Here is a 25,056-nt window from a genome sequence, read left to right as displayed (position 1 = left end):
TCATAGGCTCCGGCGGTCCGCCAGAGGGTAGAGCACGAAAGGGGTTGGACCCGCGGGGGCCGCGACCCTCTTCCGCGTCGCGGGGAGGAACACATGACAGCTCGACCGCATCGGCCCACACGGCCGACCCGGGTGCCCGCCGGCGCCTCCACGGCGGGAGACGGTATCGCCGTGGGCTCGGGCCCGGTCATCGTGGACACCTACATCGACTTTCTCTGCCCGTTCTGCAGGGCGTTCGAGGAGGCGGCGGCACCGGCGCTGGTAAGGCTGGTGGCGGACGGGGCGGTCAGCCTCGTCTACCATCCCATGGGCTTCCTGGACGAGCTCTCCACCGACCACTACTCCTCCCGCGCGTCCGCCTCCGCTGGTTGCGCCTCGGACCGGGGGAGGTTCGTCGAGTATGTCCACGCGCTCTTCGCCGGCCAGCCCCCGGAGGGAGGCCCGGGGCTCACCGACGACGAGCTGGCCGAGGTCGGCCGCCTGGCGGGGATCACCGATCCGGGGTTCGGCGGATGTGTGCGCGAGGGCGTCTACCTCGACTGGGCCGCCCACGTGACGGAGACGGCCATCGAGCGCGGAGTGAGCGCCACGCCGACGGTCCTCGTCCAGAACGTCCCGGTACCCGCCAACGCGCAGGCCATCCTCACCGCCGTGCTGGCCGTCGCCCGCGCGCGCCGGTGACCGGCGGGGGCCGGAGCCTCGGCCCGCGGGCGCCCGCCGTACATCGGGAAGTGCCGGAATCCCGCGTTCTCTGACCTGCGGGATCCCGGCGCCTCCGGCACGTCAGGCGGTGCCGGGATCCTCCCGCACCGAGATGGCGCCCGAGGGACAGAGCCGCTCGGCCCGGCGGACGTCGGCGTGCGACTCGGGTGGCGGTGACTCGTCGAGGAGCACGACGGTGCCGTCATCCTCGCTCTGGTCGAACACCTCCGGCGCGGTGAGCACGCACATGCCCGCTCCGATGCACCGCGACGCGTCCGTGGTCACCTTCAGTGCGTTCTCTACCATCTGACCGGCAGCTCCCGTACGCCGTAGATGGACATGGTGTCGCGCATGCGGACCTCCTGCGCCGGTATGGCGAGTCGTAGATCGGGGAACCGATCGAACAGCATGGGAAACGCGGTGCGCATCTCCACGCGGGCGAGCTGCTGGCCGAGACACTGGTGCAACCCGTGCCCGAATGTCAGATGCCCACTCGCGGGGTGGGTGATGTCCAGACGGTCGGGGTCGGTGAAGCGCGCGGGATCGCGGTTGGCGGCCTGGACCGAGAGGGTCACCACCTCACCCGCCCTGATGAGCTCCCCGTCCACCTCGACGTCCTCCAGGGCGGCGCGGATCGGGCCGATGTGGATGATGCTGAGATAGCGCAGCAACTCCTCGACCGTGTTGTCGATCAGCGAGGGGTCGGCGCGCAGCGCGGCGAGCTGGTCGGGGTGCTGTAGCAGGGCGAACGTGCCGAGCCCGAGCATGTTGGCGGTGGTCTCGTGCCCGGCGACGAGCAGCAGGAACCCGATGTTGCCCAGCTCCTCGTCGGTCAGCTCGCCGCCGGTGACGAGCCCGCTGAGCAGGTCGTCGGCCGGCTCGGCCCGCTTGAGCTCGATGAGCCGGGCGAAGAACGCGGCGACGCGGGCGACCGCCGCGCGGATGTCCTCGACGGCGGACTCCAGGTTCAGCAGCACCGCGGTGGTCTGCTGGAACTCCTCACGGTCGGAGTACGGGACACCGAGCAGCTCGCAGATCACCAGCGAGGGAATGGGCAGCGCGAACTCCCTGACCAGGTCCTGGGGAGGCCCGGCCTTCTCCATCGCGTCCAGCCGCTCCTCGGTGATCTCGTGGATCCTGGGCTCCAGCTGCTTCATCCGCCGCACGGTGAACTGCGCGGTGAGCAGCCTCCGGTAGCGGGTGTGGTCGGGCGGATCCATCCGGATGAACATGCCGGGGTCGGCCGGGCGGCGCATCTCCTGCATCAGCGGGAAGGGCACCGGGATGTTCAGCAGCTCGCGCCGGGAGCTGAACCGGGGGTCGGCCAGGATCGACCGCACCGCGGGATAGGAGGTCACCAGCCAGCCCACCCGGCCGTCGGGGTAGGTCATCCGGGTGACGGGCCGCTCCTCGCGCAGCGAGGCCAGGCGCTCGGGTGGGGTGAAGGGGTCGGGACGTCCGAAGGGAAAGGTGATCGCCTCCGCGTGGGACTCTGTCATCGGTCGCTCCTATGCAGAGATGCAGCTGGTCTCCATTCAGAAAACTACATCAAATGCAAAATTACAATAGGTGCAGAGTATGGTGCTGTGCATTAAGATGTCCGCATGAGTGAGGTTCTGGGGCTGCGTGAGCGCAAGAAGCTGCGCACCCGGCACGCTCTCATCGCCGCGGCGATAGAGCTCTTCGTCGAGAAGGGCTACGAGCAGACGACCGTCTCGGAGATCGCCACGGCAGCCGACGTCTCGACCCGCACCTTCTTCAGCTACTTCGCGAGCAAGGAGGACGTGGTCTTCCACAACTCGCGAGACGGCGTCGACCGCGCCCTGCGGGTGATCGCCGAGCGCGGCCCCGGGGACCGGGCGGTCGACCTGCTGAGCCGCGCCATCACCTCGGGGGTCGCCGCGCTCGCCGTCGACAGCCGGCTCACCCGTGAGATAGCGCCCATCAACCACCTCATCATGACCGTCCCCTCGCTCAGGGCGCGCGGCCTGCTGCTTCTCTTCGACAGCCAGCAGGAGCTCGCCGAGGCCCTGCACCGGGCCTGTCCCGACGAGCTGAACCTGGCCGAGGCGTCGGCGGCCGTGGGCGCGGTGATCGGCGGGGCCAAGCTCGCCGCCTTCGTCAGCATGCGGCACGGCGCCTCCCCCGAGGAGATGCTGGAAGCCGGCCGCCAGGCCACCGAGTTCACCCTGAACGGCCTCCGCGCCGCCTCCCCACCCGTCTCCTGACGGCTCCCGCGGGCGGGGCCGGAGCGCGTTCAGTCCTGGCCGAGCCAGAGGTCGGGGCCGAAGACCTCGTAGTGCACGTCACGGGCGGGGACCCCGTGGCGGAGCAGGTCCGCGCGCACGCCGCGCATGAACGGCAGCGGGCCGCACAGGTAGGCCACCAGGCCGTCGGGCAGGTCGATCGCGCCGAGGTCGGCGTACCCGACGCGGGGCGCGGGGTCGCAGGAGCACGCGCCCGCCTCCTCGTACCAGCGGTGCAGGGTCGCGCCGGGCAGCTCCGCGACCAGCCGGACGAGCTCCTCGCGGTGCACGTGGTCGGCGGGGCTCCGGTCGGCGTGGACGACGATCACCTGGCGGGTGGAGCCGGTGGCCGCGAGGTGATCGAGCATCGACAGCATGGGGGTGATCCCGATCCCGGCGGAGGCGAGCAGCAGCGGGGCGTCGCCCGGGGCCAGGGTCAGGTCGCCGTACGGCGCCGAGATGGTGAGCTCGTCCCCGGCCTGGACGTTGGCGTGCAGCCACCCGGAGACCTCGCCGTCGGGTCCTGAGCCGCGGACCCACCTGACGGTGATCCGCCAGTCGCCGCGCTCGGGGGCGCACGACAGGCTGTACTGCCGGATCTGCCGTGCCCCGTCGGGCAGGGTGACCCCGACGCTGACGTACTGCCCGGGGGTGAAGGCGAGCGGGATCGACGGGGCGAGGGTGAAGGAGACGGTGTCCGGTGTCTGGCGTCGCCGCTCCAGGACCGTGGCGCGCAGCCAGGGATCGCCGGGCTCGCGCAGCAGTCGCGCCTCCAGTGCGATCAGCGCGTTGGCCATCAGCCAGTAGACCTCGTCCCAGGCCGCCGCGACCTCGGCGGTGACGGCGTCGCCGAGCACGTCGGCGATGGCGGCGAGGAGGTACTTGTGCACGATCTGGTACTGGTCGGGGGTGACCCCGAGCGAGGCGTGCTTGTGCGCGATGCGGGAGAGCATGCGGGCGAGCATCGCGTCGGGCCGCTCGTCCGGCCGGTCGAGCAGCAGGGTGGCGAAGGCGGCGATCGACCCGGCCAGTGCCTGGCGCTGTGCTCCGCTGGCCTGGTTGCCCCGGTTGAAGAGGTTCCTCAGCAGGTCCGGGTTGTCGGCGAACATCGTCGCGTAGAACCGCCCGGTGATCTCCTCCAGGGCCTGCTGGACGGTGGGCAGGGTGGCCCGGACCGTCGCCGCCGATTCAACAGAGAGCATGTCTTCTCCTTTAATTGGTAAGTGATCTTCATATTAAAATGCGTGACGAAAGGAGCGGGGCGGGTCTCAGGAGAGAGTGATCAGCATCGGGCCGCTCGGCGAGGTGACCAGATCGTCCACGGTGAGCGGGTCGAGTGCCGCGTAGAAGGCCCGCTGGGCCTCGCGCAGCGCGCCGCGCAGGCGGCAGGCCGCCCGCAGCGGACACGGCGTGTCGCCCTCACAGGTGACCACCTCCTCCTCGCCCTCCAGCTCGCGGACCAGCCATCCCAGCGAGGCCTTCCGGCCGAAGCCGGTCACCTCCAGCCCGCCGCCGCGCCCCCGGCGGGCGTCCACCACGCCCAGATACCGCAGGCGCGTGATGGCCTTGGCCGTGTGCGTGTAGGGGATGGCCATGGCGTCGGCCACCTGCCTGGTGGTGAGGACCGTGCCGGGTTCGGCGACCGCCAGCCGCATGGTCACCCGCAGTGCCAGATCCGTGAACTTCGTCAATCGCACGCCAGAACCGTAACAAATATGAATCTCGGTTACCGATTCAGGGGGCGTCTTGGAGGAAGAGGCGGGCACGGCCCGCGCTGGGGAAGGCGGGGGCCGGGTGGGAGGGAGAGGTCAGGGATCTCAGGAGTTGGGGACGGTGTCCGCCCAGGAGGTGGAGGCGGTCCGGTAGCCGTGCGGTCCGTGCCCTGCCGGTCGGCATTCCCCTCGTGGCCAGGTGTTCCCGCCGGCTTCCAAGTGAGACACAAGTGGGCCCTGTGATCCTGAACTTTTGGCGCTGAGCCCGTACGAGGTCTCACGTGGGTGCTCATGACGTGAAGGAGGATGTCGTCATGCCGGACCTTGCGCCTCTGCGGCCCGGGGACCCCGAGAAGGTGCGGGAGTACCGGCTCACCGCGCGCCTGGGCGAGGGCGGTCAGGGAACCGTGTATCTGGGCGTCGCCCCCACCGGGGCTCAGGTCGCGGTCAAGCTGCTGCGTGGTGATCTGGCCCAGGACAGGGAGGCACTGGAGCGTTTCGTGCGTGAGGTCGACACGGCCCGGCGGGTGGCGACGTTCTGTACCGCCGCGGTGATCGAGACCGGGATGGACGCGCGGCGGCCGTACATCGTCAGTGAGTACATCGAGGGGCCGACGCTCGGCCATATCGTCGGTGCCGAGGGTCCCCGCGAGGGTGCGGCCTTGCACCGGCTGGCGATCGGTACGGTGACCGCGCTGGTGGCGATCCATCAGGCCGAGATCGTGCATCGTGACTTCAAGCCGGCCAACGTGCTGCTGGCCGCCGACGGCCCCCGGGTGATCGACTTCGGCATCGCCAAGGCTCTGGATCGCACCTCGTCCCTGACCTCGACGGCGATCGGCACACCCGCCTACATGACTCCCGAGCAGCTCGCGGGGCAGGCCGCGGGTCCGGCCGCCGACATGTTCGCCTGGGCGGGCACGATGGTCTTCGCGGCCACCGGGCAGCCGCCGTTCGGTGCCGACAGCCTGCCCGCGATCTTCAACCGGATTCTCAACGCCGAGCCGGATCTGTCGGGGATCGCCGATCCGGCGCTGCGTGACCTGGTGGCGCGGTGTCTGGCCAAGGACGAGAGCCTGCGTCCGACGGCGGGTGAGGCGCTGATGCGCCTGCTGGGCCACGCCGGTCCGGGCGCGCAGGACGGTCCGGCCGCGCAGGACGGTCTGGGTGGTCAGGGCGCGTCGCCTTTCGCCTCGGCCCGGGGCATGCTCGCCGAGGGGGTGGCCGCCGCGGCCCAGCGGATCGATCCCGAGTATCACCCCTACCCGGGTGATCCACAGACCGGGGCGCCGTACCGGACAGGCCCCGAAGGACACCCGCCCCACCAGGCCGGACCGGGCGGGTACGCGCCGCACTGGACCAGTCCGGGTGGGTATCCGCATCAGGCCGGACCGGGCGGCTATCCGCCGCACCAGGCCGGGCCGGGCGGATACCCGCATCAGGCCGATCCGGGCGGCTATCCGCCGCACCAAACCGGGCCAGGAAGGTATGCGGCTCACCAAACCGGGCCGGGCGGATACCCGCCGCCGTACGGGGGCATGCCTCAGGGCGCGGTCTTTCCGGCCACGCCGGGGGCGCAGCCGCCCCCCGGCCGGAAAAGGCGCGTGCGCCGGGCCTGGGCCGTGGCCGGCGCCGGGCTCGCGCTCACGCTCGTCGCGGTGACGATCACAGTGGTGGTCCAGAACGGAACCATCCCCGGATCGGGCACCGGCTCGCGGGCGGCCACCACTCCCACCACCACTCCCAGCGCCACTCCCACCCAGGCCGTCTCCTCGATCCCGCCCGCGGACCAGGAAATCAAACTGCCGGCCACCTCCATCACGATCCACGAGAGCGACAAGGACCCGATCAAGCTCACCTCCTACAACGTGTGGAAGGGAGACGTCCGCCACTCCTACATCCGCAAGGCCGGTACCAACGGGTTCGTCAAGGACGAATCGCACGCCTACTACCGGCTGAACCCCGCCGGCACCCAGGCTCTCGCCGTGAACCGCTACTACGACTCGGACAACTACGAGGTCGTCTCGATCGTCGACCACAAGACGGGGACGAAGAGCGAAATAAAGATCGCCAAGAAGCCGACCGTCTCGCTCTACCCGCGTTGGTCGCCGGACGGCACCAAGGGGCTGGTCACCCTGTACGAGACGATCAAGGAGGACACCCGCGTCTACGGTTACGCGATCATCGACATCGCCACGGAGAAGGCCTCGGTCGTCCGGGTGAAGGAGAAGGACATCGGGGACTGGAGCTACTTCTGGCGGAATGACAGCCGGGCGGTCGGCGCCTGGGCGGTCACCAAGGACACCAAGCACATCCGCTTCTACGACCTTCGGGGCACCGTACTGCAGACCCTGCTGGACGTGGGCGATCCGATCTGGGTCGAGGGCGACCATGTCAGCCCGTCCGGCACGCTGATGGTCACGTACTGCGAGGAGACCGCGGAGATCTGCCTCCGGTCCACCGACGCCGACGCGAAGCTGAAGGTCCGGATCCCGTTCGCGACCGATCGGGTCCTCGGCTGGTACGACGACCGGCACATCGTGGCCTGGCGGAGGAAGAGCATCGGCCACGAGGCGTTGGTGGTCGACTTCAAGGGCAAGGTGAAGCGGGTGCTCGCCGCCAGTACCGACGACAAGGAGTATGAGGGCCAGATACTGAGCTACACCAGGGTCGGCTGAGCGGACGGACGCCGCGCCTCGACGCTCGCCGGGCGCGGCCGGTCGCCCGGTCCGAAGGTCCATGGAAGCGTCGGCATCTGGGAAAGAGAAAGGGGCACCACCCGCGACGTCGGCGGCCGGATCGTCGAGTTCACCCGCTCGATCTACCGGGGCGACCGCTACCGGGTGACCTCCGAACTCTCCTTCAACGCCGACTCCGGCTGACCTCGGCCTCCCCGAGGCGTGGCAGGAGCAGGTCCCGGGGCCGCCCCCGCGCGCCCCGGGACCGCTACTTGATCGCGGCCAGGTCCACGACGTACATCCTGTCCCCGATCCGGTAGGTGATCAGCCGGTCGGGGCCGCCGTCTGGAATTCCATCCTTGTCCGGTCGCATGCCCAGGTCGGCGGACCTGCCGGTGGCCATGTCGTACAGGACGACACTCTTCGGGCTGACCAGCTTGAAAAACCTTTCCAGTCCGGGAGCATCGCCTAGCTGGACGTTCCTGGGCAGTGCGCGCTCCCGTGAACCGTCGCGGTCGCGGACGAAGTTGCGCGGGAGCTCCCCCTCCGGCGGCATCGTGCCGGAGCACAGGTTGACGCCGCACCTGACGAGACTCTCGCCGGGCCTGACCACGGCGTCACGCCGTTTCCGCGTCTCGACGTTGAACAGCTCGCTGAAGGCGACCTGCTTGCTGAGATCGGCGTGTTTGGTGTGCCGGCCCACCCACGGCCACCGCAGGAGGTGTTGCCCCTCGGTACCCGGTACCGCTCTCGGCTCGCCGCCGCGCAGCGGCACCCGGTAGATCCCGCCGCTCTCCCGGGAGAAGATCACGTCGGAGCCGACCAACTCCAGCGCGCGGATGTGCCCCTTCTTCATGACGTTATCCAGCGGGACGTCGGTCACCTGCCGGGGCCGGCCGCCGCCGGCGGGCACCGTCCAGATCCGGGCGACCCGCTGTTTGCCCGGATCCTTGTACGACGCCCACCAGACGATGTTCCCGCCGCCCGCGGCGACGCCATCGGCGAAGATCGCGGACCCTCGGGTGGGGGGGATCTCGGCGATCCGTGTGGGTCTGCCGCTTGCGAGGTCGTAGGTCCACAGGAACTGCCTCATCCCGTCGGACCTCCCCGTCATGACCAGCAGCGTGCGATCGTCGAGGAGCAGCTGCGGGTGGTACTCCCGGCCGTCGGGCAGCTCGGCGGGGATCTTGTGCAGGGCCCGCGGCCATACCCGCTCGATACGCGGGGGCAGCTTCTCCGCCGGTTCGGGCTCCGGCCGCGCCGTCGGTCCCGGTGTGCCCGTGGCGCTCACCGCGGGTTCCGGCACGGCCCGCGCGCTCAGGGCTCTCACCGCCGCACCCGCCCCGCCGGCCACCGCGAGCACGGCCACGGCGGCGAGCAGTGCGGTGGGCCGTGCCCGCCTGCGGCGATATCGCGCGCCGACCACCTCGGACAGCTCGTACGGGGCCTGCCGGGGCACCTGGTCCGCCGCCGTGGCCAGGACCCGGGTCAGTTTCTCTTCGAGGTCGGTCATCGCTTGCTCCCGTAGGCCGCCGGTGAGTGGGAGAGGGAGGAACGCAGCGTGGCCAGCGCCCGGGAGGCCTGGCTGCGCACGGTACCCGTGGAGATGCCGAGCACCTCGGCGATCTCCGCGTCGGTCAGCTGCTCGTAGTAGCGCAGCACCAGCACCGCGCGCTGTCTGCGGGGCAGCGCGGCCAGTTCCTGCCAGAGCCCCTGCTCCTCGTCGGAGGGGAAGACCACCTGCCAGCTCCGCTCGGGCGGCTCCCCGGTGAGGTGTTCACGTCTGTGCCGCCGCCAGATGCTGATGTGCAACCGCGCCATCGTGGTCCGCGCGTAACTGTGCGCATCGGACTTGCGCCGCACCCGAGACCACGCGTCGCGCAGCCGGGTCAGCGCCTCCTGGGTGAGGTCGGCGGCATCGTGGGAGTTGCCGGTCAGGACGTACGCGTAGCGGAGCAGCGCTTCCCTGTGCTCGGCCACGAAGTCGTCAAAGCCGGGCTCGTCTTCCAAATCTCGTCCCTTCCCGATCGTCACGACCTAGACGGCGAAGGGGGTGAAAGTGTTGCATCGTGGTCCGGCAGGCGTACGACCCGCGCTGGAGATCGGGGGCCGGCTCGGCTACGTTCGGGGAGATGACCTCCCTCGACGACCTCGCCGCTCGGGCCCGCTCTCTCGTACGGGAGGGGCACCGCGCGCTGCTGGGCATCACCGGCGGTCCGGGGGCCGGCAAGACCACCCTCGCCGAGCACCTGGTCGAGACGCTGCGCCCGGCGCCTCCCGAGGGGCTGCCGGCGCGGGAGTGGGTGGCGTACGTGCCGATGGACGGCTTCCACCTCGCCGACGTCGAGCTCGACAGGCTCGGGCGCCGCGACCGCAAGGGGGCGCCCGACACCTTCGACGCGGCCGGCTACGCGGCACTCCTCCGCCGGCTGCGCGAGGACGAGGACGACGTGGTCTACGCGCCGGCCTTCGAGCGTGACCTGGAGCAGCCGGTCGCCGGCAGCATCCCGGTCTTCCGGGCTGCCAGGCTCGTCGTCACCGAGGGGAACTACCTGCTGCTCGACCAGGGCGACTGGTCACGCGTACGGCCGCGGCTCCACGAGGTCTGGTACTGCGACCTCGGCTCCGACGAGCGGGTGCGCCGCCTCGTCTCCCGCCACGAGCACTTCGGCAAGGACCGCGACGACGCGGTCGCCTGGGTGCTGGGCACCGACCAGCGCAACGCGGACCTCGTCGCCACCACCCGCTCCCGCGCCGACCTCGTCGTCCCCGACGCCGTCCTCCGCTCGATCGGCTCCCCCGAGAGGACGGCCGGCTGACCGTACGCCCTTCCGCGGGCGTCCCGGCTCCGGAACGCCCGCGGGCCGGTGCGGGGATCCCCAGCCCGGCGAACTCCAGGACGTCCTTGAACTCGCCGGTTCTCGCCGGGATGAGCGGTCTCGCACCGGAGCGGGCGGCCGTGCCGAAGGTGAATCAGTCAGAGTATTGATCATCGGCATGGTTCTCTTTGCCTTTTATGAGGAAATATCCCCGCCGTACCGTTTATGCCTTCTGGGGGAACAAATGTTCATTGTCCGTTATCTCGTCACCGCCGTTCTCGCCGTCTCGGCGGTGGCGCTCGCCGCGCCGGTCGCGTACGCCGACCCTGAACCCCTGCCGCCCTGGTCCCCCCTGTCGCCGGACTACGAGCCCTCGGGCACGCTGACGATCAGGAAGGGTGACCGCACGGAGACCTGGACCTGGGTGCCCGGTCACCAGAGCTACCAGAGCACCGAGAGCAACTCCAGTTCGGTGCAGCAGGAAGAGTAGACCCCGGGACTCCGGAGCGCGCGGGGGCTGCGCTCGCCCCGGCATGTGGTCGCACATGATGTGTCGGCAAAGATCCATGATCTTGTGGATTTCCCATATCCTCTCCGAAGTCGGAGAAGGGTGAGGGCATGTCCGAGCAAGAGGTTGTTCCAGCGGGTATAGACCCGAATATCCCAAGCGTCGCTCGAATGTATGACTACTACCTCGGAGGCAAGGACAACTTCGCCTCCGACCGGGCGGCCGCGGAACAGTTCATGCAGGTGGTGCCCGGTATCCGCGAGATGACTCGGGCGAACCGGGCGTTCCTCTCGCGAGTCGTCGAGTTGCTCGTGCGCCAGGGCGTGCGGCAGTTCCTCGACATCGGGTCGGGGCTGCCGACGCAGGACAACGTGCACCAGGTCGCCCATCGCATCGCGCCCGACACCCGGGTGGTCTATGTCGACAACGACCCCATCGTCCTGGCGCACGGCCGTGCGCTCCTGGCGGACAACCACCTCACCTCTGTCGTCCACGGCGACATGCGGGAACCCGAGAAGCTCCTGACGGACCCGCAGATCGAGGGTGCCATCGACTTCACCCAGCCCGTCGCGGTGCTGCTGATCTCGATGCTGCACTTCATCCCCGACGACGCCCTGGTCGCCCACATCATCGCCGCGATCCGCGAACGGCTGACCCCGGGTAGCCATCTGATCGTCACGCACGCCTTCGAGGCCAACGTCAGCGCCGAGGTGCACGAGGCAGGGCAGCAGGTCTACCGCTCGACCAGCGCGGGGGCGCTCACCTCGCGCGGCCCGGAACAGCTGGCCGAGCTGCTGAGCGGAATGGAGCTGCTGGAGCCGGGGATCGTCCCGGTCGAGGCGTGGCGCTCCGAGTACAACGAGTACGGAGAGAAGATCACCGCCGACTTCACCAGGCCGGGCATCCTCGGCGCCGTCGGACGCAGCTGACCGCTCCCGGGTGCTTGAAGCCCTTGCCGGTGCGACGCCCCTCGACGACGGTGTGGCCCATCGCTCCCCCCGGGATTCTCGTACGGCGCGAGCTCACCGCGCGCGGCGGGCTCCGGCCGGCAGCAGGGCGCAGTCACCGCACATGTCGCCGCCTGGCAGGCGGTAGTACAGGCAGCAGCTGCGACGGACGAAGGAGGGACGGCCGGGTGCGGGCTCGGTCAGTTCGCCGGTGCCGCGCAGGAGATCCCGGTTCAGCAGTTCGTGGCCCAGCCTCATGGCCTTCGCGGTGAGGTCGGGCCGCCGGTGGGTGAAGGCGCCGATGGTTCCGGCCAGCGCGGAGGCCGCATTGCCCCGCAACAGCCCCGGCGCGATCTTCACGATCCGCCGGACCGCCTCCGCGAGCGGTTCCAGCATCCCGGCCATGATGTCGCGGTAGACCGGTTCGGCGATCCGCGCGGGGTCGCGGACGTCCCAGCCGGACAGCCGGGTGGCTCGCAGCGGCAGCGGGTCGGGGGCCGGCCGCCAGTACAGGTGCTCGGGGGCCAGGTCGATGAGCAGATCGTGCGCGACCACGGCGCCGATGGACGGTGACCACAGGCGGGCGGCCAGGCCCTGGAACAGGATCGAGGCGGCCACCCGGTGCTCGGTGGTGCCCAGCCGTCCGGCCATGTCGTCGATCCTGGCCTCCAGGACGTCCGGATCCGTCCACAGGTCGGTGAGCGGTCGCCAGCCGGCCTCGGCCTCGCCTGTCTCGATCCCGAAGTAGCCGCCGATGGTGCGGACGTCGGAGACCGCGCCGGAGACCGCGGCCGGGGTGGCGGGCAGCAGTCCGGGCGGAGCACCGGCGGGTGAGTCGCACGGCATGGCGACCGCCTTCCTCTTCAATGATCCACAACCGGATCGCAAGCCCTCGTCGCTACCGTGATCGCCGATCACATCTTGGTGACGGCAAGGAGAAAATCAGGGTGACAGCGGTGGATTCCGTGCTTCGGACCGCTCGGCGGCGGATGAACACGTACCTGCGCGAGGGATCTGACACGTTGGACCTGTCGAGTCTCGGCCTGGTCCAGGTGCCCGAGGAGGTGGCCGAGCTGCCCGGTCTGCGAGTGCTGCACCTGAGATCCAACTGGTTGACCGAGCTTCCCCGGTTTCTGACCGACCTGCCCGCGCTGACCGAACTCGACCTCGGGGGCAACCGTACGCTGACCGCCCTGCCCGAGTGGATCGGCGAGCTGACCGGACTGACCTGCCTCAATGTCACGGCGACCGGACTGCACCGCCTCCCCGACTCGATGCGCGAGCTCACCGGCCTCACGGAACTCCGCCTGAGCAACCTCCATGACCTGGAGGAGGTGCCCGAGTGGATCGGCGACTTCACCCGGCTCGCCAGGCTCCACATGTGGTACGCCAGGCCGGCCTGCTTCCCGGCGTCGATGGCCCGTCTCGCCGCCCTCACCTGGTTGGAACTGAAATACAGCCGGCCCGCCGACCTCTCTCCGTGGCTGGGCGAGCTGACCGCTCTGGAGCATCTCGATCTCGATATGGGATCCGTCCCACCGACCGGCCTGCCGGAGTCGATCGGGAACCTCACCGCCCTCACCTCTCTCAGCCTGTGGAACACCGGGCTGACCGAGCTGCCGGAGTCGATCGGCAGGCTCACCGCCCTCAGGTCCCTCAGCCTGGGCAAGAACAAGCTGACCGCCCTTCCCGAGTCGATGCGGACCCTCACCTCCCTGACCAAGCTCAATCTGCAGGAAAACCGGCTGGCCGAGCTGCCGGAGTGGCTGGGCGAGCTGACCGCGCTCACCGACCTGCGCCTGGACCGCAACGACCCCAGGCCCCGGGTCCCGGCCTCGCTGCGAGCACTCGCGCGAACCCGTCCGGAATGGCGCCGCTTTCTGGCCGGCCGCACCCGCTGAGCCTCTTCGAATCGGAGACGTCTTGGAGGTGGCCGCAACCGGCTTGGGACCAGCGTCTGCTGTACCGGGACGCGGTCCGCACCGCGACAATGCCGCCGGGGCAGGCATCGGCGAACCTGGTTCCACGAGGGCACGGCAGCCCGCTCTCCTCGCACCGGCGGGGATTTCCAGCGTCGGAAGGTCAGGAGAGGCAGCCGACGTAGGCGAGGGCCTGCTTCAGCAGGACGCCCTGGCCGCCGAGCATCTCCTGCTGCACCAGCGGTGACGCGGCCTCCTCGGGAGTGAACCAGACGAGGTCGAGGGCGTCCTGCCGGGGGCGGCAGTCACCCGCGACCGGGACGACGTAGGCGAGGGAGACCGCGTGCTGCCGGGGGTCGTGGTAGGGCGTGACGCCCTGCGTCGGGAAGTACTCGGCGATGGTGAACGGCTGCGGAGAGGCAGGGACGTTGGGCAGCGCGGTCGGGCCGAGGTCCTTCTCCAGATGGCGGATGAGCGCGTCGCGGACCCGCTCGTGGTGCAGCACCCGGCCGGAGACGAGGGCGCGGCTGACCGTCCCGTCCGCGCCGATGCGCAGCAGCAGGCCGACACGCGTGACCACGCCGGCCTCGTCGACGCGCACCGGCACGGCGTCGACGTAGAGGATCGGCATTCGTGCGCGGGTCGACTCCAGCTCTTCGGGAGAGAGCCAGCCGGGCGTGGTTTCGGTCATTTCGGTCATTGATCGATCGTACTTCGCGGTGGGCTCGGAAACACGTTTTCCCCCGGCGACCTGCCAGAAGTCAGTGCCGGTGGACGTCGATCAGCAGGTGTGTGCCCGGGGCCGGTGAACAGCTTGCCGCCGGACGATGAGGACGTGCCGGGGAGGCTTCATGATCACGCTTGAGGCGTGTCGTCAGTGCCGCGCCCGCCACTAGACTTGATCTGTGGACGACGAGCCCGAGGTAGAGATCGGTGCACCGCTCCCCGCCACCGCCTACACGGTTCTGGGCGTTCTGTCGGTCCTCGACGAGGAGCTGTCCGCCGCCGAGATCAAGGTCCGGTGCGACTACACGCTGCGCTGGTTCTACTGGTCCCCCGCCATCAGCCACATCCGCCGGGAACTGCGCAGACTGGGGGACCTGGGGCTGGTGACCGAGCGCGAGGTGACGATCGGCAGGGTCAGGCGGAGCACCCTGTACCAGACCACGGAGCGTGGTGAGGAGGTGCTCCGGCAGTGGGTCGCCAGCCCGCCGGTCGACGAGCCGGTGATGCTGAAGAACCCCGCGCTGCTCCGGGTCTACCTCGGCAGGTTCACCGAGCCCTACGAGCTCGTCAAGATCCTCGATGACCGGCTGGAGCAGCTGGAGGAGCAGATCAAGGACATCGTCTGGGGCAAGCGGCGCAGCCACGAGCTCGGCCTCGACGAGGAGGAGCGGGTCCAGTACGGGACCGCGATCGGCGACTACCTGCTGCGCGCCGCCCACTTCGAGTACGGCAACGTGCGCCAGCTGCGCGACCGCATCGCCGACTACGACCCCGACCATCCGGAGCTGAAGGTCACCCGCCCGAAGGGCCTGCTCCGGCGCCGCCTGCGCCAGCACGACGCGCCACCGGAGGACCTGCCCGACGAGTGACGCGGCGGATATGACGGCGGGCACACCGAAGACCGATGCTCCGGTCGCCCGCACGGGTATGACGCGCGACCGGAGGAGACGCCGGTGGGCATGCCATGGCCACCGATCTCGCCGAGGCGGTCGGTGGCCCGGTGCGGCGGACGGTCAGTTCTCCTCCGAGACCACCCCCAGGTACGTCCCGTAGACACCGAGCCGCTCGCCGTCACGCTCGATCTCCCCGAGCAGCCGGCTGCGCGGGGAGACCGCGGCGTCCAGCGGGAGCACGCTGAATCGGACGTGGACGGGCCGGGAGGTCTCGGGGTCGGTGATGTCGACCCAGACCGCGACGGCGCCCTTCACCTCGTCCTGCTCGACCTTCGTCACGCGGTGCCGCGAGGTCAGTTCGAGGAAGGTGTGCTCGCCGGTCAGGTCGAACCGGACGGGCGCGCACAGCTCCCCCTGCCGCGGCGGAATGCAGAGACTGATCGCCATCACTCGGCTCCTTCATCATCTTGATCGCGCAGGAAACGGGTCACCGCGTCGGCGAGGCCGCGGGGGTTGCTGGTCTGGATGGTGTGCCCGGCGTTGGGAATCCGTTCCCAGCGGGCTCCGGGGATGAGCGCGGCGAGTTCCGCCGCCCCTTCGTCGCCGAACACCCGGCTGCGCTCGCCGCGCAGCACCAGGGTGGGGCAGGTGATCCGCGCGGCGGCCTGTCGCAGTTCGTCCGGAGCGGCGATCCTGCCCATCTCCGGCTGGAACTGTGCCGTGTCGTGCTTCCAGGTGAGCAGGCCGTCGTCGGTCCAGGTCAGGTTCTGGGCCACCCCTGAGGTGGCCGCCTCCCGGGTACGCGGCAGCACGCCGGAGAGGAAGGCGTCGGCCTCGTCGAGGTCGGCGAAGAGCGGGCGCCGGGAGATCAGCTCGTTGACGGACCGGCCCGCCGCGGCGTCGATGTCGGGGCCGACGTCGACCACGACCAGCCCGGTCAGCACCGCCGGGCGCCGGGCGGCCCAGACCAGGGCTGCCATGCCGCCCATCGAGTGCCCGACCAGGACGACCCGCCGGGCGCCGAAGCTCGCGATCACCGTGTCGAGGTCCGCGGCGATGGCGTCGGTGCCGTAGCCGCCCGGCCCCGCCCAGTCACTCTCCCCGTGCCCGCGCAGGTCGAGCGCGACGCAGCGGCCGAGCCGCCGCAGCAGCAGCCCGACAGCGTCGAAGGAGTGCGCGTGCAACCCGCCCCCGTGCAGGAACAGCAGCAACGGTTCGGTGACCGGGCCGGGCCACTCCAGGTAGTGCAGTCGCACCCCGTCATCGGCCCGTACGATGCCCTCGGCGGGGAGCACCACGTCGGCGGGGTCGATCCCGGCGGCCGAGGCGAGCGCGGTGAGCCGTCTGAACTCGCTGGTGAAGGAGTGCATCCGCAGCGTGCGCACCGAGGGCCGCCCTTGTGGGACGGCTGTCGTGTCGGGCGTCCCGCTCACAGGCCCGCCGGCCGGGTACCGATCACCTTCTCCTCGGCCAGGACCCGGATCTCGTCCTCGCTCATCCCGAGGATGCCGGTGAGGATCTCCTCGTTGTGCTGGCCCAGCAGGGGCGCCGGGGTGTGGAACCACGGCTCGGTGACACTGGCGAGGCGGAACGGCAGCCCGGCGGTCAGGAACTCCCCGGTCGTCGGATGTGCCGACGGCTCCCAGAACCCGCGGGCGGTGAGCTGCGCGTCGGTCAGCAGGTCGGCGGCGGGGCTCACCCGCGCGGCGGCGACCCCGGCCGCCCGGAGCCGGTCCACCGCGTCGCCCACGTCGACGCGCGCGCTCCACGAGCCGATCGCCTCGTCCAGTTCGTCGCCCGCCGCCTGACGGCCCGGCTCGTGGGCGAGGTCGGCGCGGTCGGCCAGGTCGTCCCGGCCCAGCAGCCGCGCGAGCGCGGGCCAGGCGTCGTCGTCGAGCAGGGCCAGGGCCACCCACTCGTCGTCCCCGGCGCAGCGGTAGACCCCCTGCGGGCCGGCGCCCGGACCGCGGTTGCCGTCGCGCCGCAGCTCCCGGCCGTTGACGCTCGCCTCCAGGAGTGCCTCGGCCGCGACGTTGAGCGCGGCCTCGACCATCGTCGACTCGACCTGCATGCCGGCCCCCGTGGCATCGCGGACCTCGAAGGCGGCGATCGAGGCGAACGCGGCGTGCAGCCCGGCGAGGGGGTCGCACACGCCGCGGGGGATCAGCGGCGGACCATCGGCCGGACCGGTCATCCACGCCATGCCGCCGGCCTGCTCCATCGTCTGGGCGAAGCCCACCCGGTCGCGCCACGGCCCGTCGAGGCCGAAGGCCGGCATCCGGATCATCGTGGCGCGCGGGTTGGCCGCCCTGATCGCGTCCCACTCCAGGCCGAGATTGCTCATCACCCGGGGGGAGAAGTTCTCGATGACCATGTCGGCGGTGGCGATCAGGCGCAGCGCCACCTCGCGGGCCCGGGGCAGGCTCAGCTCCAGGGTGAGGTCGAGCTTGTCGCTGTTGTTGCAGAGGAAGAACAGGCCCCACTCCCACCACTGGTCGACGGTCGGGGGCCGGCCGCCGGAGAAACGCATCCCGTCGGGGCGGCGCAGACCCTCCACCTTGATGACCTCGGCGCCCAGCGCGGCGAGGGTCTGGGTGGCCGAAGGACCGGCCCAGAAGGCGGTGAAGTCCACGATCCGCAGCCCCGCGAGCGGACGGGCCGCCGGGTCGGCCGCGTCCCCGGCCGCCGGGACCCGGTCTCGTACCGGCCAGCTCACCAGGCCGTCGTGCGTACCGAGGTCCGGCACCTCGCCGGGGTCGACGGTGCCGAACGCCTCGCTGCGGTAGGGAACCCGTGGCTGCGGGTGACCGCTCGCGTTCTTGACGAAGACGCCGCGCTCGCGGAAGTGGTCGATCTCGGTGACCGTGGTCGGGGTGCCGATGGGCGCGACGGGGATGCGCAGCGCGGCGGCGAACTCCACGATCTCGGCCGTGGTACGGGTGGCCGCCCAGTTCTCCACCATCTCGGCGAACTCCTCCCGCCGCCGCAGGCGGCCGGCGAAGGAGGCCAGGTCGGCGTCCTCGACCAGGTCGGGCCGGTCGATCAGCACCAGGAAGTCGGCGAACTGCTGGGCGGTGATGGTGCAGAACCCGACCAGGCCGTCGGCGGTGGGGACGATCGAGGGCAGTTCGAGGTTCCTCGGCGGCAGGCCCTGCCCCCCGTCGGGGAGGCCGGCCGCGACCGCGGACAGGCCGCCCATCGTGATGACCATGGCTTCGAACGTCGACACGTCGACGACGTCACCCTGCCCGGTACGCCTGCCTCGGCGCAGCGCCGCGGCGGCGGCGACGGCGCCGTAGGAGCCGGCCACCCACTCGCCGATCCGTCCTCCGGCCTGCAGCGGCATCTCGCCGGGCCAGCCGCGGCCGCCGATGGACCCGCACATCGCCTGCAGGACGAACTCGTTGACCGGCAGGTCGGTCTCGGCATAGGGCCCGTCGAGGCCGAAGGGGGTGATCGAGACGACCACCGTCGCGGAGCCGGGTGGCAGCAGCCGGCGTACGGCGTCGACGTCCCAGCCCGCCGAGCCGTCGGTGACGACGAGATCGACGTCGGAGCACAGTTCCGCGGTGCCGGACAGCACGGACTTCTTGCCCGCGTTGAGATAGCCGAACAGCGCGCCGCTCCGGCCGGCGGCGGGCTGGAAGCCCGACGCGCTCCACCGGCGCATCGGATCACCTTCCGGTGGCTCGATCTTGACCACTTCGGCGCCGGCGTCGGCGAACATCTTGCCGCAGTAGGAGGCGGCGATGCCCGCCGAGATCTCCAGGACTCTGAGTCCGGCGTAGGGGGTGCGCTGCGTCATCTCTACCTCGCGTGGTGAAGTGGGGGGATACGGCGCCCGCCCGAGGAGGGACGGGCGGGCGGCCGATCACTGGGGGTCAGGCGTCCTGGCGGGTACGGGCCTGGCCGAACTGGGTCATCCGGGCCCAGGCGTCGCGGTCGCGCTGGCTGGCCTCGCGGCCGACATGGGTGACCACGTCGACGTCGGTGGCCAGCGACCGGAGGTATCCGGCGGTCGCCTGCTCCCTGGGGATGTGCTTGAACGGGTCGAAGGAGTAGGCCTTCATCGCGTTCTCATGGGTGATCTTGTTGATCACCGAGTCGGGCAGGTGGCCCATCGTCTCGATGACGTCCTCGGGCGCGAAGGGCCAGTTGCTGTCCGAGTGCGGGTAGTCCGACTCCCAGAACACGTGGTTCTCGTTGAAGTGGTCGATCAGTTGGGGGCCGACCTTGTCGGTGATGAAGCAGGTGTAGAGGTGCTTCTTGAACACGTCGGTCGGCCCGGTGTAGCCCTCGGGGAAGGTGGCGTTGGTCCAGCCGGAGTGACGGTTGAGCACGTGCTCGGAGCGCCAGAGGAAGTAGGGGATCCAGCCGATGTCACCCTCGGTGAGGGAGAACTTCAGGTTGGGGAACTTGCCCCAGAACTCCGCCCAGATCAGCTCAAGCAGGGTGTACGTGCTCATCATCGAGGAGATGGACATCGCCACGCTCGGCGGCGCGTCGGAGGAGATCATCGGCATCCGCGAGGACGAGCCGACGTGGCAGCAGAGCACCGTGTTGTTGTCCGAGGCGGCCTTGAACAGCGGGTACCAGTAGTCGGTGTGGATGCTGGGCATGTTCAGCGCCTCGGGGTTCTCCGAGAACGTGACGGCGTGGCAGCCCTTGTCGGCCAGCCGCCTGATCTCCTTGGCGGCCTCCTCCACGTCGAACAGCGGCAGGATGCCGCACGGGATGAACCGGCCGGGGTGGGCGCCGCACCACTCGTCGACGTGCCAGTCGTTGTACGCCTTGATCATGATCAGGTTGAGGTCGCGGTCCGGCCCCTGGTTGAGCACCTGCCCGGAGAATCCGGTCCAGTTCGGGAAGTTCAGGCCCGCGAGCTGGCCGCCCGCGTTCATGTCCCGGACCCGCTCGTCGACGTTGAAGCAGCCCGGCCGCATCTCGTCGTAGCTGCTGGCGTCGATGTTGTACATCTCGCGCGGCTTGCCGGCCACCGCGTTGAGGCCCATGTTCCGGCCGCGCAGGTCGCCGTAGTACCACTGCTGGACCCCGTTGTCCTCAAGAATCACCCGAGGGGCCTGGTCCTTGTACCGCTCGGGGACGTGGGCGTGGAACATGTCCGCGGGTTCGGCGATGTGGTCATCGACGCTGATCAGGATCAGGTCGTCCTTGTTCATGTCAACCTCCGTTGGCTGGTCTTGCCTGGCGTGATGGATGGGGGATGCGGCTCAGCGGCGCGAGCGGACGGGGACGTATCGGCGGGGGTCAAGCCCGGTCCGGTACCGGTCGCCAGGTGGCGAGGAGCAGGGCGGCCGAGCCACCCACGCCGACGAGCAGGGCGACCGCCAGCCGGATCCACCCGTCGGCGAGGGCGTCGATTCCCAGCGCCGCGTCGAGCGAGGCTCCGCCCGGACCGGCGAGGGCGATTGCGAGACAGGTCACCGCGAGCAGCAGTACGTACTCGTAGCCGTCCTTGAACACGAAGAAGCCGTTGCGGGCGTGGGCGGTGAGTCCGGCGACGACCGAGACACCGACCAGCGCGCCCGCCGCCACCGGGGTCAGCAGTCCCAGCGCGAGTGCCGTGCCCGCCGCCACCTCCACCACGACCGACATGACGGCCTGCAGCCTGGGATGGCGCATGCCCAGGCCCGCGAACCAGCGGGCCGTCCCGGTGAGCTTTCCGCCGCCGAAGGCGTGGTTGAGACCGTGCACGATGAAGATCACTCCGACCGCGGCACGGACGAGGAGGACGGCGCCGTCCGTCGGCCCCATCAGTCGCTGGCCGGGAGCGGCTTGGCCTCTTTGAGGACGAGGTCGGTCTCGCCGTCCGACAGCGAGCCCTCGCCGCCCACGGTCACCAGCACCTCGACGGCGTCGTCGTCGGGGTGGGTGTAGCGCTTGCCGAGCAGTGACCCGCGCATCCGTTCCGCGGCGGGTGTCACCTCCGCCGAGCCGGACGCGTCACGTCCGAGCATCGGAGCGCCGCCGCAGCGGAGCGACAGCGGGCGCGTTCCCGGCCGGATGACGATGACCTCGGTGGCGCACACCTGACTCTTCAGGCGTAGCCCGGCGCGGAGGCCGACGGCCTCGGTACTCATGATCGACTCCTTCGTTGAACGGGTACCCGCGCGGCTCTTCGCGGGTTCGGGGACCGGTACGCGGCACACGTCCGCGGCATCGGCCCTCGTTGGATGGGCACTGGCTCAGCTCTCCGCGGGTGGGCCGAGCTGGGCGACGAGATGGCGGCGGATGATCTTTCCGGTCGGCGTGTAGGGAAGCTCGGCGCGGAAGACGACCTCGTCGGGTGTCCGGGAGCCGCGCAGCAGGCCGCGGACGTGCGCGCGCAGCTCCGCGACATCGGCCTCTGCGTTCTCGCGCCGGACGACGACCGCGACGAGCCGCTGGCCCCACTCGTCGTCGGGCACCCCGACGACCGCGACCTCCGCCACCGCGGGGTGGGTCAGCAGCGCGTCCTCCACCTCCGCGGGCGCGATGTTCTCCCCGCCGCGGATGATGGTGTCGTCGTTGCGGCCGCCCAGGAACAGGTAGCCGTCCTCGTCGAGACAGGCGAGGTCGCGGGTGGGGAACCAGCCGTCGGCGTCCAGCACCGAGCCCGCTCCCTGGTACTCCCCGGACACCTGCTCGCCGCGGACCCACAGCTCGCCGGTCAGTCCCGGGCCGAGGACCGATCCGTCGTCCGCCCGGATCTGTGCCTCGATGCCGGGTACGACCTGACCGGCCGAACCGAGCCGGGCCCGCATGACCGGATCGTCGGACTCGACCGCCTTGCGGTGATCCTCGGGCCCGAGCACGGCGATGGTGGAGCTGGTCTCGGTCAGGCCGTAGGCGTTGGCGAATCCGGTCTCCGGAAAGGCGCGCAGGGCCTGCTCCAGCACCGGCAGCGGCATGCGCGCGCCACCGTAGGCGAGCGAGGCGAGCGCCGGGCAGTCCGCGTCCGCTCCGCCGAGATGCTCGACGACGCGCGCCAGCATGGTGGGCACGACCATCGCGCCGGTCACCCCCTCCGAACGCACCAGCTCCAGCCAGCGGGCGGGGTCGAAGTCCGGCAGGTAGACCATCCTGCGGCCCGCGTACACGTTGGTCAGGGCTGAGCCGATCCCGGCCACGTGGTACGGCGGGACACTGACCAGGGCGCAGTCGCGCTCGTCCGCCGTGGCGAACTCCACCGTGCCCAGGACGTAGGAGAGCAGGTGGGAGTGGCGCAGCACGACGCACTTGGGGTCGGCGGTGGTACCGCTGGTGAACAGCAGGACCGCGGCGGAGCCGGGATCGGCCTCGGGGCCGGGCACCGGCTCGGTCGCTCTGGCGGCCGACAGCCACTCCTCGGCCGCGATGACGCGGTGACCGGTGCTCCTGGCGATCTCGACGTACCGGGAGTCCGCGATGACCACCGGTGCGTCCAGCCGATCGAGCAGGCCGCGCAGCACATCGCGAGGCAGCCGATAGTTCAGCGGGGCCAGCGGGAGTCCGGCGGCGGCGCCGGCGAACAGCAGGGTGGGCAGCAGCGGTGAGTTCTGGCCGATGAACGCGACCGAACCCGCGGCGCCCTCCCGAAGCAGGGTGGCCCCGGCGTTCGCGTCCCGCTCAAGGTCGGCGAAGGTGATGCCGTCCGCTCTGCGCCCGAGGGCGACGCGGTCCGCGAACGCGGCCGCCGCCATGGAGAGAAGCATGGAGATGCTCACAGGGCCTCCGTGGTCCGTGGCGAATTGCGACCAGTAGAACTCGGACCTTTAGTCCTGTCAACCCTCAAGATTGGAACCGTTTGTCGGGAGAAAATTAGGGCTGCCTAACTTGATCTTCTTTGCAATATGACCGGTTCTGTCGGGTTTTTGGGCGGAGGTATCGGACTATCGGTGCAACATCACTTGGATTTCGCACAGTCGCACCCCTTGACGTAGTGAGGAACGCTGAATCTAATAGGTCCATAGTTCTGTGATGGGAATCACTTCCTGGGGTGGTTGTACATGCATGTGAGACAACGAGTCGGAACCCTGGCGCGAAGGATGAGCCGGTGACCGCCGGCCGCGCGGCGATCGCCGGGGTGTTCAACACCCCGCAGGCGCGACGCCTGGAGGGCTGGACGACCCGGAAGCTGATCGCGTCGGCCGCCCTGGGTGCCCTGCGCGACGCCGGGCTCACGCTCGCCGCCGTCGACGGGGTGATCACGGAGGGGGACTCCTCCGCGCTCATCTACGACCTGCGACTCGGACCCGCCTGGCAGGGACGGGGCTTCGGCCTCGACGCCGTCGTCGAGGCGGCCAACGCGATCGAGGGAGGTCAGGCCGACGTCGTCCTCATCGTCGCGGCCGCGGCCGGGGTGTACGTCGACCGGGACGCGACCGCGCCGTGGACCCGGCCGGAGAACGAGTTCGTGGCGCCCTGGGGCCTCTTCACCGCCGCGGAGTTCGCCCTGATCGCCCGGCGGCACATGACGACCTACGGGACGACCCCCGAGCAACTGGCCATGGTCGCCGCGACCATCCGCAACAACGGTCACCACAATCCCGAGGCGGTGTACTCCGGGCGCGGCCCGTTCAAGCCCGAGGACATCCTCGCCTCCCGGATGATCGCCGACCCGTTCCACCTGCTGGACTGCTCGATGACCTCCGAGGGCGGGTGCGCGCTGGTCCTGGTCGCCGCCGACCGGCTGGCCGACCTCCCGGCCAAGCCCGTCCACGTGCTGGGCGGCGGCGCGGACTACTACGGCCCCGCCTACCAGTTCCCGCCCAGCTGGGATCTGGCCGGCCGTCGCGGCGGCCCGGTCAACGGCCGGATCGGCGGGCGGGCGGCGGACCGGGCGTTCCGGCACGCCGGCCTGGAACGCTCCGACGTCGACGTCCTCGAACTGTACGACCCGTTCTCATTCGAGATCATCCGCCAGCTGGAGGCGTTCGGCTTCTGCGAGCCGGGCGAGGGCGGCCCGTTCGTCGAGGACGGGCACATCGCCATCACCGGCAGCCACCCGGTCACCACGGACGGAGGAACGATGTCGTTCAGCCACGCGGGCGGGTCACCGCAGATGTTCCAGCGGGTCATCCGCGGCGTCCAGCAACTCCGCGGCGAGGCGGGACCGCTGCAGGTACCCGGAGCCGAGGTGGCGCTGTGCAGCGGCGCCGGAGCCGGAGCCCTGTTCAACTCGGTCGTTCTGCTCGGTACGGAGGCGTCATGAGCACACCCCTCGCCCCCCAGCACGGTGAGCTGCCGCACGCCGAGCCCACCGAGCTGAGCGCCCCGTTCTGGGCCCGCTGTGCGGAGGGAACGCTGACCTTTCAGCGCTGCGCGGCCTGCCGGTCGATCAACTTCCCGCCGGTCGAGGTCTGCCGCGAGTGCCTGGGAACCGACCTCGGCTGGGAGGAGAGCTCGGGCCGCGGCACCCTCTACAGCTGGACGGTCGTGCACCGGCCGGTCACCGCCGCCTTCACCCCGCCCTACGCGCCCGCCATCGTCGACCTGGACGAGGGCTACCAGATGGTCACGGATCTGATCGGAATCGCACCCGAGGAGATCATCGCCGGGATGCCGGTCGAGGTCGACTTCCACGAGGTGAGCCCCGGACTGCACCTGCCCTACTTCCGGCCGAGCCCGAGCTAGGAGGCTGGTGTTTTTCGCGCGAAGTAATCTTGGTCCCTCCACCAAGCCGTCAAAAACGGTGAGGATCGGGAGCACACACTCCACTTGGAGGCCGAATCTGCCTCCGGAACGGACGCTCTGTGGGTGTGACGCTCCACCATGATCGCTAAGCGGCCGTTTAACACCAGCCTCCTAGCCCCTGTCTCGTGAGCCTCGCCGTGGCGAGGACACCGGTCGGCCGGTGTCTCGCTCGGCACCCCGCGAGCCTTCCTCCCTATGGCATCGCGTACCGGCACGCATGGAACGGCCGTA

General features: G+C 70.3%; 25 protein-coding genes. 10 read left to right on the top strand and 15 right to left on the bottom strand.

All coding sequences use genetic code 11. The features are described 5' to 3' along the window. The first annotated feature begins 93 nt into the window (after positions 1 to 93). Entirely contained in the window at positions 94 to 681 is a 588-nt protein-coding gene (locus ACQP0P_RS46045; protein WP_433369059.1) for a DsbA family protein, read from the top strand. Between the two features lie 102 nt (positions 682 to 783). On the opposite strand, the gene ACQP0P_RS46040 is transcribed toward ACQP0P_RS46045, so the two are convergent. Together ACQP0P_RS46040 and ACQP0P_RS46035 are read right to left on the bottom strand one after the other, a co-directional pair. Beyond that, entirely contained in the window at positions 784 to 1,008 is a 225-nt protein-coding gene (locus ACQP0P_RS46040; RefSeq protein ID WP_433369056.1) for a ferredoxin, read from the bottom strand. Further along, positions 1,002 to 2,201, bottom strand: a complete 1,200-nt coding sequence (locus ACQP0P_RS46035) for a cytochrome P450 (protein WP_433369053.1) — start codon at positions 2,199 to 2,201, stop codon at positions 1,002 to 1,004. Before ACQP0P_RS46035 ends, ACQP0P_RS46040 begins: the two co-directional genes overlap by 7 nt. A 105-nt stretch (positions 2,202 to 2,306) precedes the next feature. Here ACQP0P_RS46035 and ACQP0P_RS46030 point away from each other — a divergent pair, with 105 nt between their 5' ends. Then, entirely contained in the window at positions 2,307 to 2,930 is a 624-nt protein-coding gene (locus tag ACQP0P_RS46030) for a TetR/AcrR family transcriptional regulator (RefSeq protein ID WP_433369050.1), read from the top strand. 29 nt (positions 2,931 to 2,959) lie between these two features. On the opposite strand, the gene ACQP0P_RS46025 is transcribed toward ACQP0P_RS46030, so the two are convergent. Both ACQP0P_RS46025 and ACQP0P_RS46020 read right to left on the bottom strand, forming a co-directional pair. Next, complete coding sequence (locus ACQP0P_RS46025) at positions 2,960 to 4,150, bottom strand: globin domain-containing protein (RefSeq protein ID WP_433369047.1); 1,191 nt, start codon at positions 4,148 to 4,150, stop codon at positions 2,960 to 2,962. A gap of 66 nt (positions 4,151 to 4,216) precedes the next feature. Beyond that, a complete protein-coding gene (locus tag ACQP0P_RS46020; protein WP_433369044.1) occupies positions 4,217 to 4,645 on the bottom strand; it encodes an RrF2 family transcriptional regulator in 429 nt (142 codons plus the stop codon). Between the two features lie 329 nt (positions 4,646 to 4,974). Here ACQP0P_RS46020 and ACQP0P_RS46015 point away from each other — a divergent pair, with 329 nt between their 5' ends. After that, complete coding sequence (locus ACQP0P_RS46015; RefSeq protein WP_433369041.1) at positions 4,975 to 7,338, top strand: protein kinase domain-containing protein; 2,364 nt, start codon at positions 4,975 to 4,977, stop codon at positions 7,336 to 7,338. A gap of 268 nt (positions 7,339 to 7,606) precedes the next feature. Here the strand turns inward: ACQP0P_RS46015 and ACQP0P_RS46010 are convergent, their stop codons facing one another. Beyond that, entirely contained in the window at positions 7,607 to 8,851 is a 1,245-nt protein-coding gene (locus ACQP0P_RS46010) for a TolB family protein (RefSeq protein ID WP_433369038.1), read from the bottom strand. Beyond that, positions 8,848 to 9,348, bottom strand: coding sequence for a SigE family RNA polymerase sigma factor (locus ACQP0P_RS46005; RefSeq protein WP_433369035.1), 501 nt, complete (start codon positions 9,346 to 9,348; stop codon positions 8,848 to 8,850). Before ACQP0P_RS46005 ends, ACQP0P_RS46010 begins: the two co-directional genes overlap by 4 nt. Positions 9,349 to 9,470: 122 nt before the next feature. On the opposite strand from ACQP0P_RS46005, the gene ACQP0P_RS46000 reads away from it, so the two are divergent. From ACQP0P_RS46000 to ACQP0P_RS45990, 3 genes are all read left to right on the top strand, one after another. After that, positions 9,471 to 10,157: a nucleoside/nucleotide kinase family protein gene (locus ACQP0P_RS46000; protein WP_433369032.1), complete on the top strand. Its 687-nt coding sequence runs from the start codon at positions 9,471 to 9,473 to the stop codon at positions 10,155 to 10,157. A gap of 244 nt (positions 10,158 to 10,401) precedes the next feature. Next, complete coding sequence (locus ACQP0P_RS45995) at positions 10,402 to 10,647, top strand: hypothetical protein (RefSeq protein ID WP_433369029.1); 246 nt, start codon at positions 10,402 to 10,404, stop codon at positions 10,645 to 10,647. Positions 10,648 to 10,835: 188 nt separating this feature from the next. Then, complete coding sequence (locus ACQP0P_RS45990) at positions 10,836 to 11,594, top strand: SAM-dependent methyltransferase (RefSeq protein WP_433369026.1); 759 nt, start codon at positions 10,836 to 10,838, stop codon at positions 11,592 to 11,594. A 93-nt stretch (positions 11,595 to 11,687) separates the two neighbouring features. Here ACQP0P_RS45990 and ACQP0P_RS45985 read toward each other — a convergent pair whose 3' ends face one another. Further along, a complete protein-coding gene (locus tag ACQP0P_RS45985; RefSeq protein WP_433369023.1) occupies positions 11,688 to 12,458 on the bottom strand; it encodes a (2Fe-2S)-binding protein in 771 nt (256 codons plus the stop codon). Positions 12,459 to 12,568: 110 nt separating this feature from the next. Between ACQP0P_RS45985 and ACQP0P_RS45980 the strand changes: the two genes are divergently transcribed. Continuing rightward, positions 12,569 to 13,513, top strand: a complete 945-nt coding sequence (locus tag ACQP0P_RS45980) for a leucine-rich repeat domain-containing protein (RefSeq protein ID WP_433369020.1) — start codon at positions 12,569 to 12,571, stop codon at positions 13,511 to 13,513. 181 nt (positions 13,514 to 13,694) lie between these two features. Here ACQP0P_RS45980 and ACQP0P_RS45975 read toward each other — a convergent pair whose 3' ends face one another. Continuing rightward, a complete protein-coding gene (locus ACQP0P_RS45975; RefSeq protein ID WP_433369017.1) occupies positions 13,695 to 14,231 on the bottom strand; it encodes an NUDIX hydrolase family protein in 537 nt (178 codons plus the stop codon). Positions 14,232 to 14,436: 205 nt separating this feature from the next. On the opposite strand from ACQP0P_RS45975, the gene ACQP0P_RS45970 reads away from it, so the two are divergent. Beyond that, a complete protein-coding gene (locus ACQP0P_RS45970; protein ID WP_433369014.1) occupies positions 14,437 to 15,126 on the top strand; it encodes a PadR family transcriptional regulator in 690 nt (229 codons plus the stop codon). A gap of 144 nt (positions 15,127 to 15,270) precedes the next feature. Here the strand turns inward: ACQP0P_RS45970 and ACQP0P_RS45965 are convergent, their stop codons facing one another. The 7 genes from ACQP0P_RS45965 to ACQP0P_RS45935 form a co-directional block, all read right to left on the bottom strand. Next, a complete protein-coding gene (locus ACQP0P_RS45965) occupies positions 15,271 to 15,597 on the bottom strand; it encodes a hypothetical protein (protein WP_433369011.1) in 327 nt (108 codons plus the stop codon). Next, entirely contained in the window at positions 15,597 to 16,535 is a 939-nt protein-coding gene (locus ACQP0P_RS45960) for an alpha/beta fold hydrolase (RefSeq protein WP_433369009.1), read from the bottom strand. The genes ACQP0P_RS45965 and ACQP0P_RS45960 overlap by 1 nt, the downstream gene beginning before the upstream one ends. Positions 16,536 to 16,579: 44 nt before the next feature. Next, positions 16,580 to 18,955 (bottom strand): CoA transferase, encoded by a 2,376-nt coding sequence (locus tag ACQP0P_RS45955; protein WP_433369006.1) that lies wholly within the window; start codon positions 18,953 to 18,955, stop codon positions 16,580 to 16,582. A 76-nt stretch (positions 18,956 to 19,031) separates the two neighbouring features. Next, entirely contained in the window at positions 19,032 to 20,330 is a 1,299-nt protein-coding gene (locus tag ACQP0P_RS45950) for an amidohydrolase family protein (protein ID WP_433369003.1), read from the bottom strand. Between the two features lie 88 nt (positions 20,331 to 20,418). Beyond that, a complete protein-coding gene (locus ACQP0P_RS45945) occupies positions 20,419 to 20,925 on the bottom strand; it encodes a DoxX family protein (protein ID WP_433369000.1) in 507 nt (168 codons plus the stop codon). Then, complete coding sequence (locus tag ACQP0P_RS45940) at positions 20,925 to 21,251, bottom strand: hypothetical protein (RefSeq protein WP_433368997.1); 327 nt, start codon at positions 21,249 to 21,251, stop codon at positions 20,925 to 20,927. Before ACQP0P_RS45940 ends, ACQP0P_RS45945 begins: the two co-directional genes overlap by 1 nt. Before the next feature lie 105 nt (positions 21,252 to 21,356). After that, the gene (locus ACQP0P_RS45935) at positions 21,357 to 22,856 is read right to left on the bottom strand and encodes an AMP-binding protein (protein WP_433368994.1); all 1,500 of its coding nucleotides are present in this window, start codon (positions 22,854 to 22,856) and stop codon (positions 21,357 to 21,359) included. A 329-nt stretch (positions 22,857 to 23,185) separates the two neighbouring features. Between ACQP0P_RS45935 and ACQP0P_RS45930 the strand changes: the two genes are divergently transcribed. Together ACQP0P_RS45930 and ACQP0P_RS45925 are read left to right on the top strand one after the other, a co-directional pair. Next, entirely contained in the window at positions 23,186 to 24,343 is a 1,158-nt protein-coding gene (locus tag ACQP0P_RS45930) for a thiolase family protein (RefSeq protein WP_433368991.1), read from the top strand. Then, a complete protein-coding gene (locus ACQP0P_RS45925) occupies positions 24,340 to 24,765 on the top strand; it encodes a Zn-ribbon domain-containing OB-fold protein (protein ID WP_433368988.1) in 426 nt (141 codons plus the stop codon). The genes ACQP0P_RS45930 and ACQP0P_RS45925 overlap by 4 nt, the downstream gene beginning before the upstream one ends. Positions 24,766 to 25,056: the final 291 nt, after the last annotated feature.

It is taken from the genome of Streptosporangium sp. CA-115845 (assembly GCF_050943795.1).
In the GTDB taxonomy this organism is placed as follows: Bacteria; Actinomycetota; Actinomycetes; order Streptosporangiales; family Streptosporangiaceae; genus Streptosporangium.
This window is presented reverse-complemented; position numbering and strand designations above follow the sequence as displayed.

Bases quoted from the DNA above. Each gene is read 5' to 3' on its own strand.
- ACQP0P_RS46045 (WP_433369059.1), top strand. From the start codon at position 94: ATGACAGCTCGACCGCATCGGCCCACACGGCCGACCCGGGTGCCCGCC.
- ACQP0P_RS46040 (WP_433369056.1), bottom strand. From the start codon at position 1,008: ATGGTAGAGAACGCACTGAAGGTGACCACGGACGCGTCGCGGTGCATC.
- ACQP0P_RS46035 (WP_433369053.1), bottom strand. From the start codon at position 2,201: ATGACAGAGTCCCACGCGGAGGCGATCACCTTTCCCTTCGGACGTCCC.
- ACQP0P_RS46030 (WP_433369050.1), top strand. From the start codon at position 2,307: ATGAGTGAGGTTCTGGGGCTGCGTGAGCGCAAGAAGCTGCGCACCCGG.
- ACQP0P_RS46025 (WP_433369047.1), bottom strand. From the start codon at position 4,150: ATGCTCTCTGTTGAATCGGCGGCGACGGTCCGGGCCACCCTGCCCACC.
- ACQP0P_RS46015 (WP_433369041.1), top strand. From the start codon at position 4,975: ATGCCGGACCTTGCGCCTCTGCGGCCCGGGGACCCCGAGAAGGTGCGG.
- ACQP0P_RS46010 (WP_433369038.1), bottom strand. From the start codon at position 8,851: ATGACCGACCTCGAAGAGAAACTGACCCGGGTCCTGGCCACGGCGGCG.
- ACQP0P_RS46000 (WP_433369032.1), top strand. From the start codon at position 9,471: ATGACCTCCCTCGACGACCTCGCCGCTCGGGCCCGCTCTCTCGTACGG.
- ACQP0P_RS45995 (WP_433369029.1), top strand. From the start codon at position 10,402: ATGTTCATTGTCCGTTATCTCGTCACCGCCGTTCTCGCCGTCTCGGCG.
- ACQP0P_RS45990 (WP_433369026.1), top strand. From the start codon at position 10,836: ATGTATGACTACTACCTCGGAGGCAAGGACAACTTCGCCTCCGACCGG.
- ACQP0P_RS45985 (WP_433369023.1), bottom strand. From the start codon at position 12,458: ATGCCGTGCGACTCACCCGCCGGTGCTCCGCCCGGACTGCTGCCCGCC.
- ACQP0P_RS45975 (WP_433369017.1), bottom strand. From the start codon at position 14,231: ATGACCGAAATGACCGAAACCACGCCCGGCTGGCTCTCTCCCGAAGAG.
- ACQP0P_RS45965 (WP_433369011.1), bottom strand. From the start codon at position 15,597: ATGGCGATCAGTCTCTGCATTCCGCCGCGGCAGGGGGAGCTGTGCGCG.
- ACQP0P_RS45955 (WP_433369006.1), bottom strand. From the start codon at position 18,955: ATGACGCAGCGCACCCCCTACGCCGGACTCAGAGTCCTGGAGATCTCG.
- ACQP0P_RS45950 (WP_433369003.1), bottom strand. From the start codon at position 20,330: ATGAACAAGGACGACCTGATCCTGATCAGCGTCGATGACCACATCGCC.
- ACQP0P_RS45945 (WP_433369000.1), bottom strand. From the start codon at position 20,925: ATGGGGCCGACGGACGGCGCCGTCCTCCTCGTCCGTGCCGCGGTCGGA.
- ACQP0P_RS45940 (WP_433368997.1), bottom strand. From the start codon at position 21,251: ATGAGTACCGAGGCCGTCGGCCTCCGCGCCGGGCTACGCCTGAAGAGT.
- ACQP0P_RS45925 (WP_433368988.1), top strand. From the start codon at position 24,340: ATGAGCACACCCCTCGCCCCCCAGCACGGTGAGCTGCCGCACGCCGAG.